Origin of the sequence: Rickettsia endosymbiont of Seladonia tumulorum (genome assembly GCF_964030815.1) — a bacterium.
Lineage (GTDB): Bacteria > Pseudomonadota > Alphaproteobacteria > Rickettsiales > Rickettsiaceae > Rickettsia.
Map to the genome: position 1 here is coordinate 1,317,989 of NZ_OZ034963.1, position 13,276 is coordinate 1,331,264.

Genomic DNA, 13,276 nt, shown 5'->3' on the forward strand with positions numbered 1-13,276 from the left:
CCTTATTTACCTCCACTCGATGATAGTGAATCTCCGCTGCTATTTCCTCCGCTTGAGATAAATGAATCATCACCTTTTTGTCCTTCTGACCGTTTACTTCCTCCATCGCCTGGCATATCACCACCACCCGGAGGTTTACCTTGCGTTGCTTGTGCGGCATCCTTAATAAAAGCTGCTCCTTGTTTTACTAAATCAACAATTTTAGTTGGGCTTGCTGTTACCGCATCCATTTTTGGACCATTAGTTAAATCAGCAGCAAATTGACTTATCGATTTAGAGAAATAATAGAAAATTACCGAAAATACCAAAACGCACAACAGCTCAGCAAGAATGGACACAACATCTTTAGCAATTGATTTTATAGGGAAAAGTATGACTAAATGTTCTTCCCAACCTTTACCAGCATAATAATTTAGCATTTTATATCCAAAGCTTTCTTGACACACCTCTGCACTACTAGCTGGCAACCTTAGTTCAAAAGTACTAAATTTTACATTATTTTTTTCGTAATCATACCTTAAGAACTCACAATTTTTAAATATCGCTGAATCATACATGGTAATTAATAAAGCTATAAAGCCTGCTACTACAGCTGGTTGTAATGCACATGACAATGATACTTTCAACCATCCATCGAAATAACCCTTTGTACGATTAAATAACATCATAGGAATAAATATTGGCGAAACATATGTCATCACATAAATAGTAATCATACAAACTAAATAATGTGTGATAAAATATAAAAGTATAGAAAGGAATATTACCGCAAATACTAAACCACTTATAAGAATAATGACGTTTCCTGCCATAAAGAAACCAAACATAACAGTAAAAAACCTTAAAGACCCTACTGAAGTTAAAGCATTTGGACTGTTTTTATCAGGAGTTCCGAGATTTGGTATAGGTATACTGCCGCTACTATTACCACCATCACCTCTTGCAAAACTGCTCAATATGCCATTTTTATCTATATTATAAAGCAAATCTAAACCAAGATAATAACCTATACGGCAATCTATAGAATCCCATAAAGCATAAAATTGATACCCACTTTGGTATTTTGAAGTATCAAATACGCATAATCCTTTTGAACCCGCAGCATTAAAAATAATTTGTGCAAATTCCGGTGCTATTCCTGTTAAGAGAGGTAACCCGTATTTTAACATACCATTCTCTTGAGTTGGCTGACTGCTATTAAAATTCAGAGGACCAAGCCCTATAGAAAAATAAGTAACAAATAAAAGTTTTATTATAAAAAGGGCTATTTTATCTGGGTTGCCATATTCTTTATTAAGCACCATATTAAATGCAAAAAACATTACGTACAGAATCAGAGCAGCACCAATAGCATTTTTTAAATATCCTTGAAAGGTAGGGAAAGCAGTAAGATTAGTTATTTCAGAACTTTGACTTTGTGAACCGCAACTATTTCCTACAAAAAATATTTTATCAAGAGTTTCTTTTAAACACTGGACAGCAAGACCGGAAAAGTTAATTAATGATTGACTATAATTTGCTCCAGTATAGCAACTTTGCCCTATATTATTACAGCCAGGATCAACAGTGGGAGGAGCAGGAGTATTACTTAATGCTTTACATGCCACCGGCATTGGTCCTCTTGACGTTGGCATAAGCAAACATATATCATTTTGCCATGTTTGCACTGTTAAGACTATATTTTTTAATATAGGATTTGCACCAAGATCAGGATTATTATCCTTGCTTAAATCGCTAATTTTTTTAGAATCACCTTGATTTAAAGTATACATAGTACAAGGGTCACTACTACCATCTTTATTCTTAAAGCAAAAAGTTATACCCGGCTTGTTTGCATCACAATTCCCTCCGGGTGCTTTCATATCAATACTACGAATTATGTAACCATATGCCGTATCAGATTCTAAATACCCATCTGTAGTAGTTGGCAACGAGGCACAAGAATCTCCAAAGCCGGCAAAACTAGTTAAAGCAAAACCTTCCAAACAAACGACAATAATAATTTTTATAATATTATGGATTTTCATCGGAACCGCTATCTATTTTCTTGCTTCTATTTTCAATCGTTCCATCATTTCGCTCGGTTGCTTTATCTTTTGCTCTACCACCCCCACTACGATATAATTCTTCCGTTTCTTTCTCAAATGCTGCTCTTCTATCACGAATTTGAGCATTTCTCATCTCTTGCTTTACGTATCCTGCCTCACCTATCTTTAATTCGTGACTTTCTTGTTCGGTAAATTTTCTGTCCTTATCAAACCCTCTGATAGTACGTGTAACTCCAAGGTTTTCATCTAAATTAAGTTCCGGTTCCACCTCAGTAGTATGTTTTACTCTTGGCTCTTTTTGTTCTTCTTTCTGAGATTCAGGCACAGCTTCTTTAATTTCTTTTGTAACATTAAGCTTACTTGATAAATCTTCAAGCTTATCTTCTGCAGTACTTCTTACAACTTCTGCTGCACTTACTTTCGGTGGCTCAGTTTTAATAGCAGTATCAATTTGCGTTGAAACTGTCGTTGGTTGAGACACAGGTGCTTCTATAGGTTTTCTATTGCTAAAGCTAGTATCAAGCATTTCTTCAGAAGCACTACTTGGTGTTGCTGTGCCGCCTACACTTTTACCAACAGAACTTAGTGCAGAAGATGGAGTTGCAGCCGTACTAGACGGTTCTCTAAGACCACCTGATGTGAAAGAATCACCTCCTTCACTACCACCACCACCGCCGCTACCTTTTACTAAATCACCGGCTCTTCCACCTTTAGTGCTGAGTAAATCACCACCGCCACCACCTTTGGTAGCGAATTGGTCAAGACCTTTGGTTGCAGCACCTGCAGCAGCAAGCCCTGCCATTGCGGCTTTAAATATCGCTTGCGGTTTTATGGCAACGCTGCTAAGAGCTACCCCTTCCGTCATATCTGCTGCAAAATTAGCTAGCTGGCTGCTAAAATTATACATTAAATATAAGGTAAAACAGGCTGTAACTAGAGCAAGTAAAATATCTTTAATCTTCTCAAAAAGTAATTTAGGAGAAACAAAGAACATTCCCGGACCTAAAATTACTCCTGATAAAAACTGGAATTTAGAGAGGAAACTACTTGTACTACTATCTCCAGGTTTTGGATTACATTTAGTATCTGCATCGGCTGCCTTTGGATCGCAAGTCTGGTTTGGTTTACTACTAACTATTTGTTCTACACTGTCTTTGGCAAAGTTAAAAGCTGTTGAAATCGGATTATTTAACATATAGCCTAAGCTATTTTGACAACTTTCTGCATCTTCTTTACTATATTTTGTCCAATCATTATCAACAAAAAATACTAAAACATCCCTTTTAAAAGTTTGTCTCTGTAAGGCACCCTCTACACTATTATGAATCAATTTACTTTCATATTGGCATTTTCCGTAAAAACCAAAATCATAAACCGCAAACATAGTAATCATAAAAGTAACTACTACCATAGGCTGAAGTAAAAACGAAATCATTAGCTTAACCCAGCTATCAAAATAATTTCGTGTATAATCAAATAAAAACATCGGTACGAAAAGAGGTGCTAAAATACCAAGTATTACTATAGATACCATGCACATAACAGTGGCATTAACCATAAAGGCAGCCACTGAGATCACAAGCAACGGATAGGCAAGAGCTAGAGATACTAGCATCATATTACCAGATATTATAGCGGGTATTAGTAGGTAGATATATGGAGGAGCACTAAAGCTAAAAAAGTCAAAATTTGCAAAATTATGGCTTCTATAAGTATTCTCAACTAATAGTGTAGATAACATATCTAGCCCCAAATAATGGGCTACCCGACAATCTAAAGCATCCCATAAGGCAATATATGCAACACTATTGTCATATGAAATATCCGGACCATTAAATTTGCATAACCCAGATGGTGCAGCATTCATAACCCAACTTGCTAATCCGTTTATACCATTAAGCAAGAAAGGAAATGCCCATTGAATCATCCCATCCATACGGTCATAAGGGGAAGTACTACCTGGCGTTATGTTCAATCCTATTGAAAAATAAGTTACAAATATTATTTTTAATATAAAGTTTATATACTCATTTTTTGGAGGAACTTGACCTGCAAGAAGTATTTTAGCACCAAAAAGCATAACATATAAAGTTAAGAAAGCCGTAACTATTCTATACATTCCTACTTGAAACTGGAATAAAGCACTAGTCTGCCTTGAAGCTGAATTAACTACTGAGTTTACATCATCAAAGCTACATACATCTTGACTGATTAATAGCCTTGCAATCATTTGTCTTATGCATTCTATGAGCGGAGAAGTCATAACTACTGCAGTTCTTGAAGCGTTATAAGCTTTTTGATAGCACCCCCCACCTGCTGCACTACAAGAAACCAATGCTAAAGGATCAACAGCTTTATTATTAGGATCGTCAATAAAATCTGTATCGTTTACATCCATAAAGCTATTATACATAGATTTTGGAAATGGCTCTTTTATATATTTACATCCCACCGGTACTATACCTGTAAAACCATATGTTCCGACACATATACGATCATTATCTTGAACAACTTTCCAAAAAATCGGCACCCCCATATCCCACATTGTACCGCTATCTTCAGGCTTTTGGGTATATATATTATAATAATCTTCTTTCTTATTTTTCCAAGCTTCCTTTATATCATCCCATGGATCAGTACCGGTTAATACAGCTTTAGCAATAGCAAGTGCTGATTCTACAACTGCTTTTGCTCTAACTACTGTAAGTTTTGCATTACTACATAAACCAAAAGTTAATTCAAGTTTTTTAGGGTCAGGGTCAGCTCTGTTTTCACGCGTACATTGCCCTCCCGGAAATTTTGTACCAAATAATTCATTGTCATTTATTCTAAGCTTTAAGAATGTATTCATGTATAAAACAGGAGATACAAGATTCATTATAGCAAAAGTAAAAAAGGGAGCGACAATGCAAGTTTGAGAAAATTCGGTACGTAATAAGTCACCGACTCCTTGTGTTTCACAAGTTAAATTCTGTAGTGTATTAACAATAGTATCAAGGGTATCATCGGCATATGACTTGCTTGTAACCCCAAAATTGAGGATAAAACTGACTACTAAAATTTTAAGTAAAGTACGAGGAAATAATTTCATGACTAGCTACTTGCCTCGTGTGTGATAAACGTCATTGCGAGGAAAAATTGAAAATTTTGACGAAGCAATGCAGTAAAAAATGCTAACTTATAGCATTTTTTATTATTTTTTTGGATTACCACGCTCCTTGCAGTCGCGTAGCTCAGACGATTTTTTAGGCTTACAACAACCAGTAACCATAATCCATTAAATCTACAATGTCTTAACTGCTTCATAGAATATAGGCAACCATTTTTCCGGATCATTCCCGTATTTTTCCCTAATTTGATCGAGTAGTATAACAGTTTCCACTCTACCCGATAAAACACTAATTATATTATTCATACCGTCTAAATTCACTTTAGCAACTACTGCGTCTACTCCTTGTTTTACCAAAAAGTAACGCGTCGTAGGGTCGGTAGTTTTAATCAAAATATATTCTCTCTGACTTAACATAAAAGCACTACGATAAATATCGGTAGCTTTAAGGTTAGGTAGGAAAATTTGCGTAGCCGTCTGCTGAATTAACGTATTACTAATTCTACTTTTTGCTGCATCTTCTACGCTTTGAGTAGCAAATATAACAAAAGCATTTAGTTTTCTCAACACTTTTAACCAATCTTTGATTTTAGGAGCAAATACTGGATTATCTATTAAAGCCCAAGCCTCATCAAGTACTATCATAGTTTTTTGCCCATCCAAAGAAATATTTATGCGATGGAAAATATACAACAATACCGGAGCAAGGGTTATTGGGTCTTTAAGTAATTCAGTCATATCAAAGCCAAACACTCTAGCTTTTTGCAAATCAATATCATCTACTTCATTATCAAATACTTTAGCGTGAGAACCATTTCCAACCCACATCGCAATTCTACTTGCTAGACTATCTGGTGTATCGATTCCAAGAAACGCTACTACATTACTAAGCCGCCTATCTTTTTTTTCTAGTCTAAAATTACCACTCACTGCTTGCGATAATATTTTATTATCTTGTGCTGTTATACTCTCACCATTAGAAGTTACAAGCACCCTTAACCACTCTAGAATAAACGTTCTATTTTCACTAGTATCTTCAAGCTGCAATGGGTTAAAGTTACATTTTAAACCTGGATCTATAACTGTATAAACACCGTTTAAAGCTCTGATAAATATTTCAGCACCACGATCTTTATCAAAAAAGAACATACGTGGTTTGAATTTTTGTGCTTCAGCACATAAGAAATTCATAAGAACAGTTTTACCGGCACCAGTCGGACCTATGATTAAAGTATGCCCAACATCTCTTACATGGAAATTAAAATAGAACGGAGTACCTGAAGTTGTATCTAGCACTGTGACATATTCGCCCCAATGGTTATCTCTCACCTTTCCAATAGGGTAGTTATGTTGAGAGGCAAAACTAGCCATATTAAGGGTATTTATGGTGGATGTACGAACTATATACTCCATATTTCCCGGCAACTGTCCCCAATAGCTAGGCTCCATATTAATTTTTTCTCTAACAGGCTGAATTCCTGAGTTAGAAAGCTCAACAGATGCCATTGATAATATATCTTCTAAAGCTTTAATACTATTTGCAGAACATAAAAGTGATAGATGATGTTCTCCAAAGCCAATATCACCACTAGTTGCCATATCAAGTGCTGTTGATATTTCAGCAATTTGTGAAGTAGCTTTATCACCTGCTTGTATCATTCTATTTTGCTGTAATTGCATTTTACCAATTGCTACAGTTCTGTTAGCAAATATAAAACTCTGAGTCATTACGAACTCAAAAGGCATTTGCAAAAATCCATCAAAAATCCCTGCCGAAGTATTAGATCCATATTCAAGAATACTTATTATTCCAGCATATTTAGTTCCAATCGAACTTCTTGCCTCAATAGTACGTGAATCAAAAAACAAGCGATGTGTTGGTAAATATTCATCTATAGTACTACGTGGCAATGCTACTGGACCTGGCGAGTCGCCACAATTAACTAAAGATGAAAGAAATTCTAACATTTCACAATAATTACCTGTAGGAGTTTTACGAACTCCAAGAATCCTAGCTCCATAACTTCTAAATGTATTAACTATTCTGTTTGACATTTCTTGGAGATTTTCTTTCATCTCTTTCATGTCATTTTCCCAAACATTTTTATTAGATTTTTGTCTAAGCTTCTTTAAAAAATACTCAACTATAGCTGCACCACCAGTATCAGGTTTGTATAAAATACTGACATATAATTCATTAAAAAACGATCTAGCACCTGCGTGTTTTTTACGCCATTCTGCTCCAAGATACGTAATAAAATCGTTTGGTACTTTTACAGTAGGATCATAAGTAAATTCAGTATCGTCAAATATTACTGCTTTACGTCTTCTGATAGTATGGAAATATACAACAATATTTCCTGAAGCCATGTTTTTAAGTAAGGCATTCCTTATATTCTTTTTAATATCTAAATCTTCATCATCGGCTGTTTCAAAAGAAAAGCCATTTATTTTAATAACTTGTAGAAGCGAATTATCTTTAGTTAAAATGGTATTACTATCCCAATGACATTTATAAGGGATAAAATGCGAAGTAGGTCTATCTTGTTTAGCTCTTAATTCATTAGCTGCTCTAGTTCTAAATAACTTCATTGTGTAACTCAACTTAACTATTTTGATTTTTGGTTCTTATAATGTCATTCCCGCTTAAGGCTTTGCCCGCCTGGATCGAAAAGCACCCTAAGGTAGTCATGCCGTGGCTTGTCCACGGTATCCAGAAAATAATAAAAAATACTAATTTTATTAGTATTTTTAACTGGATCCCGTGAATAAATCACGGGATGACAGGGGAAAAATCGATCCACGCGGGCAAAGCCTTAAGCGGGAATGACATATAATCCACACAATAGGCTAATCCCTAATAGGAATGATATCAAATTCAAATTCCGTATGAATTTGCCCCATAATAAAATTTATTAGGACATTGGCTAGTCCTTGACATTTTATTCATATACAACTCTATAAATCGTGGCTCTTTAAAGCATATAATATAGGCTATTAAATGTAGACCTGCTGCGATGAATAAAATCATAATGCCGTTATTCCAAATAAATACTATCATAGTCATGATCATATTTAATGCTGCAAATTTAATACTCACACCAAATATCATGGGTGGTCTAGTTAGCCCTACGAATAAAAGATCGGTTGCTAATGTTCCTGCCATATACTTTTCCTCTTTTATATTTTTTATTCAATAATAAACATAAACTTAAAAATTATTAATATAAATTTATATTTTTATTTGCAAACATAGTTAATAATATTGATTGGTAACTTTAGAACTATCGCTTGATTTCTAAGCTCGTTACTACATGTGATTATATCCCTAATTATAGTAATGTCGCCTAATTCAGAAATATTATCTATTTCTTTACTTTTCAAGTTTGATGCATTTTGCCAAACTAGTTTTAAGTTCTCTTGCACCTTCTTTACTCCTACTACTTACATAAATAAGATTATATGAGTAGTTTAAAGTTGCAAGAAAATTCTGTGCTTCTAGGTTAAGGTTTTTACGATCCGTAACTTTATCGGATTTTGTAAAAATAATTTGGAAATCTCGCTTATTTGCAAGTAATAACTCCGCTACTTTTTTATCGTTCTCTTTAATTCCCCTTCTTGAATCTATCAATAAGTTAACTAATTTTAGATTATCACTCTTGCGTAAGTAATGATTAATTAATATTTCCCACTGATCTTTAACTTGATTTGGAACTTCTGCAAAACCATAACCTGGTAGGTCAACTATTATAAGTTTATCTACAAGATTAAAGAAATTAATCTGCCTAGTACGCCCTGGGGTATTAGAAACTTTAGCAAGTTTTTTGTTATTACATATAGTATTTATTAGACTTGATTTGCCGACATTTGATTTACCAACAAAAGCAATTTGCGGTAATGCAAAATTAGGAAGTTGCTTTATATCCATAGCACCAGCTACAAATTTAGCTTGATGACGAAAAAGCTTATTATCACCTACTAATTTTTTATTAATTACTTTTTCATCAGTCATAATTTTGTAACCTGTATATTATACGTCCTGTGTCATCCTGTAGCAAAATTACCCTCGTGGATCAGTTTTTTCGTCATTGCGAGAAGAAACTGTAAGTTTCGACGAAGCAATCTTAAGAATGTTGTATTACTTCATGAGATGCCGCCCTCTACTTAAGTTCGCTCGCAATGACGACTCTCGATCCACACGAGAACTTCATTTACAAGGCAACAATAAAAAAATTAAAATAAAATATATGGTAGCGGGGGCTGGATTTGAACCAACGACCTTCAGGTTATGAGCCTGACGAGCTACCGAGCTGCTCCACCCCGCAATAAAGAAATTTGATGACTTTGTTTATTAATATTATAAACAAAGATTAGCGACATAAATGATTAGAGTAAGTTTTTACCCCATAGTAATGTGTGTTACGTGGATCATTCTCCCCCTGTCATCCCGTGATTTATTCACGGGATCCAATTAAAAATACTAATAAAATTAGTATTTTTTATTATTTTCTGGATTGCCATGCTCATTTCATTCACTCGCAATGACGACTCTCGATCCACACAAAAAAGCCGCCAACGTGATGACACACTGGAAACGTTCTTGATCTATGCGGAAATGCCTACACCCGATTATAGAAATTAACTAGCTTCCTTTTTTTGACTACCGAAAGAAAGACCGGAAAATCTTTTATTAAAATCACTAACGCTTTTGTTAGACTGATTTACTACATTTCCAATATCTTTATTCCATGCTGGGTGTTTTCTAAAATCAACATCCATTAAAATCTCACCTGCAGGATGAGTTGACATTGTTTCAAAAACATCACTTCCAACTTTAATTAAAAACTTTTTATAGTCTGGATGTATCCCATTTTTCATAATGATTTTGCCACCTTAGTCTGAATTATTTTTTTCTTAATAGCTTTAGCTGTAGTGGATAAAGCATCATTATTAGCTTTTAACATATACGCATCAAAACCGCCAGCTTTTTCAACTGAACTTATACATCTAGCACTAACTGATAATCTATATTCTGCGGTTGTTATATCACTTATAAACTTAACCGATCTTAAATTAGGCTCAAAACGCCTTCTAGTTTTACGCTGTGAATGCGATACATTATTGCCATATAAAACACCCACTCCAGTGAGTTCACATTTACGAGACATAAGCTTAACCTATCAAACTTTAACTTATATAATAGATAAAAAATATAAAGTAATACTTGTATACTGTCAAGAAGTAATTACTAATATTACTTACTTAAATTCAAATAGATAAAGAGAATAAAGCCTTATCTCTTTATCTATTTTGTTCTACAAATTAACTTTTAACTTCACTAACCCTTGATGGCTTTTATATTTTTTATGGGTGTAATGATTATACTCAAATATTACATTTATATTCTTCTTCGTCAAAAGAACATTACCTCCAATATTATAAGCAAATTTAGGCTGTTTTGATATAATAATCTTCTCTTCTATTATTTGATTATTTAAAATTGCCTTAGCATTAACTTTTGTATCTTTATTATAAAAATGATTTTCTATACTCCCATACAAGCTCGGCACCAGCGTTATATCATTTAAAACCTTTATCGATTTAAATTCTATCTTACCGCCTAAACTAGTTGTTAATAGTCGATTTGACTTCTTTTGAATCATTAATTTTTGTACAAAATTATTTCCTTTATAACCACTACTTCTTGAATAATCGTATTTTAATCCAATATTTGGTATTAAGTATAAATTATAATTTGTACGATATTTATAATTTAATAATGCTTCAAAATTAAAGTTATTATTTTGATATTTACCAATAATATTATTAGCAGTTGTAGCTTTATTTTTAATATAATTATGACCAACAGATGCTATAGCTTGCAATGAAAAATTTTTCGGTAATTCTTTTAAACCATAAATACTAAGTAAATGCCCATTAAGTGCGGTCTTAGCAAACTTCTTATTATATTTAAAATGCGACTCAATTCTTGAATAAGCTATACCTATTACGTCAGAGCTATTACTAAGCTCTGTGTCCATACCGATAGTTACACCGCTAGTGTGTCCTTGATATTTCGGTATGCTTCTCCATGCTTTTTGATTGCTTACTCCATATAAACCACTGATCCATACTCCTCTATTTATTGCGTCCTCTTCATCACCGCCAGTAATCGCAGCAGTAGGCAACAACAATCTACCATGAATACCCATATGAATAGGTTTATTAGTAATAGAAGCTACTTGATTATGCAAAGTAACTTCTTCAGATATTTGCTTTTTTACAATTAAAGATTCTAGGTCTTGAGATTTTGAATCTAATAAACTTAACTCTATTATTATATTCTCATAATCTTCTGGTGAACATTTCTCTAAAAATGCTAGAGTATCAGGATCATTAAATATAGTTGGAAACAAATCGGGATGTGCTCTTATTATACTAACAAAATCTGGGACCTCTTTTAAAATTTTAAGTATATCTATCAAATTTTGATCAAAAGATATTGATGCATTTTCACCATTATTATTTAAAGCAAATAATCCAGTAATTTTTTTACTTTTTAATTCATCTAATTGTCTTTTTGCATCTTCAAGCTCATTAATTATATCTAGGTTATTAGTATTATTTTCTAAAAATTCAATTCGAGCTAATAATTTTTTTATTCTTTCATTTTCAGATAAATTACTTGCAGCCCTCATTACTTGAGAAAGTGGTATATTTGCCGGTGTAAAATCCCAATTATTTTCAGCCATTATTAAATTAAATTCTGCATTATCTACATATTCTTTAGAACCATCTTCCTTTACTATTTTTAGTCTTTTTCCGTTTATTTTATTATTATCTTCTATTAAAAATTTTGCGATTACGGCTCGTTTTTTTGCTTCATTTGTCACTAGTTTTTCGTACTCTTCATAGCTTATTTTACTGCTACTACCAGGTTTAGAAACTTGATAAGTGGCCCAACTACTTTCTCCAATTTTTTCAAGTATTTCTTCACACTTTTTAATATATTCTTCTTCACTTAAGATCGATCTATCTAGTTTATCTACCTCAATTTTATATACTTCTTTTTTTTCTTCATAGGCACGTTTATGACCTAAAGCGTTAGTTATTACGTCTTTTTCATATTTTGTAAAATATTTTTCATAACTATTATTACTTATATTATTATCATAATAGTCAATATAATCTATATTATTACCATAAGCTGATTTTATTAGTGATTCAGCTTCTGATTTTATTAAACTATAAACTCTTTCTTGTTCTAATTGCTTAAGTTTTGTTGCATCAAACTTCCTATAAGAATTTCCTTTAGAATCTTTTTCAAAACCTTTAGCAATATCGATAATTTCAGAGGTGAGATCTTTTTCTAAAATCTCTGTTGGCGTACTATACAAAATTATATATCTATAATTTGGATTAAAATTAGAAATATAAGATGTAGAACCTATTATATTATTATTTAAGTTTGTATTATCAATTATAATGTTACCTTTATCATCTTTCTCATATATTCCATTATTAGCCGCAATTTGGTTTGCCAAATTAAATTTTTCTGTAGGAGACAATTTATTATTCCTTACAATATCTTTAAAAAACCTTGTACGTAATTCATCATTATCAGTGTGTTGAGTAAGAACAATAGAAAATAGCTTAGACATCTGTGTTATTACATTCAAATTTAAAAAGGCTTCTAAATCAGAATTATCTTTTTTATTTTTTATTTTTTTCCTATTTTTTTTAAGTGTATCATAAGGATCAAATGTTGCACCTAATTCAGCATTAATATCTTTTGCTGCTGATTTAGGATCAACAGGTGGTGTTTTTGGTGGCGGCGGCGGTGGTGGAGGTGGCGGCGGCGGTGGTGCAGCTTCTGCTTTATTATTTAAAGTAAGCAATAATATTCCTGAATTAATTGCCAATAAATTTATTGATATGGCAACAACGAAAGAGTATTTTAACAATGTAGATTTTAGCTTATATCTCAAACTCATTAGATTTATCTCATTAATATTAACTTAAACGAGTGGCAATATATAATTTTTGTTAATTAGAGTCAATAGAAATTATTAATTTCTATTAACTATTGGATTTTTTAATTATACTATGGCTAAAAAGC

8 protein-coding genes, 1 tRNA gene and 1 pseudogene are annotated in these 13,276 nt (G+C 32.9%); all 10 read right to left on the reverse strand.

Annotated elements, in window-relative coordinates; genetic code table 11:
- Window positions 1-2: 2 nt before the first annotated feature.
- Entirely contained in the window at window positions 3-2,027 is a 2,025-nt protein-coding gene (locus AAHF54_RS06580) for a type IV secretion system protein (RefSeq protein ID WP_341794588.1), read from the reverse strand.
- Entirely contained in the window at window positions 2,014-5,139 is a 3,126-nt protein-coding gene (locus AAHF54_RS06585) for a type IV secretion system protein (RefSeq protein WP_341788460.1), read from the reverse strand. The genes AAHF54_RS06580 and AAHF54_RS06585 overlap by 14 nt, the downstream gene beginning before the upstream one ends.
- Before the next feature lie 192 nt (window positions 5,140-5,331).
- Complete coding sequence (locus AAHF54_RS06590) at window positions 5,332-7,749, reverse strand: VirB4 family type IV secretion/conjugal transfer ATPase (RefSeq protein ID WP_342169964.1); 2,418 nt, start codon at window positions 7,747-7,749, stop codon at window positions 5,332-5,334.
- A 286-nt stretch (window positions 7,750-8,035) separates the two neighbouring features.
- On the reverse strand, window positions 8,036-8,323 hold the full coding sequence (locus AAHF54_RS06595; protein WP_011477926.1) for a type IV secretion system protein VirB3: 288 nt from the start codon (window positions 8,321-8,323) through the stop codon (window positions 8,036-8,038).
- A 92-nt stretch (window positions 8,324-8,415) separates the two neighbouring features.
- Window positions 8,416-8,583 (reverse strand): annotated as a pseudogene (locus tag AAHF54_RS06600) (acetylglutamate kinase); the annotation flags it as partial.
- Window positions 8,531-9,169 (reverse strand): ribosome biogenesis GTP-binding protein YihA/YsxC, encoded by a 639-nt coding sequence (yihA, locus tag AAHF54_RS06605; protein ID WP_341788462.1) that lies wholly within the window; start codon window positions 9,167-9,169, stop codon window positions 8,531-8,533. The pseudogene AAHF54_RS06600 and the gene yihA, both read right to left, overlap by 53 nt.
- 236 nt (window positions 9,170-9,405) lie before the next feature.
- Window positions 9,406-9,482, reverse strand: a tRNA-Met gene (locus AAHF54_RS06610).
- 313 nt (window positions 9,483-9,795) lie between these two features.
- Window positions 9,796-10,035 (reverse strand): 50S ribosomal protein L31, encoded by a 240-nt coding sequence (gene rpmE, locus AAHF54_RS06615; RefSeq protein WP_016948660.1) that lies wholly within the window; start codon window positions 10,033-10,035, stop codon window positions 9,796-9,798.
- On the reverse strand, window positions 10,032-10,325 hold the full coding sequence (rpmB, locus tag AAHF54_RS06620; protein ID WP_341788463.1) for a 50S ribosomal protein L28: 294 nt from the start codon (window positions 10,323-10,325) through the stop codon (window positions 10,032-10,034). The genes rpmE and rpmB overlap by 4 nt, the downstream gene beginning before the upstream one ends.
- A 147-nt stretch (window positions 10,326-10,472) precedes the next feature.
- The gene (locus AAHF54_RS06625) at window positions 10,473-13,151 is read right to left on the reverse strand and encodes an autotransporter outer membrane beta-barrel domain-containing protein (RefSeq protein ID WP_342169965.1); all 2,679 of its coding nucleotides are present in this window, start codon (window positions 13,149-13,151) and stop codon (window positions 10,473-10,475) included.
- Window positions 13,152-13,276: the final 125 nt, after the last annotated feature.

Excerpts from the sequence above, each read along its gene's own strand:
- rpmE (WP_016948660.1), bottom strand. The coding sequence starts at position 10,035 with ATGAAAAATGGGATACATCCAGACTATAAAAAGTTTTTAATTAAAGTT.
- AAHF54_RS06595 (WP_011477926.1), bottom strand. The coding sequence starts at position 8,323 with ATGGCAGGAACATTAGCAACCGATCTTTTATTCGTAGGGCTAACTAGA.
- AAHF54_RS06625 (WP_342169965.1), bottom strand. The coding sequence starts at position 13,151 with ATGAGTTTGAGATATAAGCTAAAATCTACATTGTTAAAATACTCTTTC.
- AAHF54_RS06585 (WP_341788460.1), bottom strand. The coding sequence starts at position 5,139 with ATGAAATTATTTCCTCGTACTTTACTTAAAATTTTAGTAGTCAGTTTT.
- yihA (WP_341788462.1), bottom strand. The coding sequence starts at position 9,169 with ATGACTGATGAAAAAGTAATTAATAAAAAATTAGTAGGTGATAATAAG.
- rpmB (WP_341788463.1), bottom strand. The coding sequence starts at position 10,325 with ATGTCTCGTAAATGTGAACTCACTGGAGTGGGTGTTTTATATGGCAAT.
- AAHF54_RS06580 (WP_341794588.1), bottom strand. The coding sequence starts at position 2,027 with ATGAAAATCCATAATATTATAAAAATTATTATTGTCGTTTGTTTGGAA.
- AAHF54_RS06590 (WP_342169964.1), bottom strand. The coding sequence starts at position 7,749 with ATGAAGTTATTTAGAACTAGAGCAGCTAATGAATTAAGAGCTAAACAA.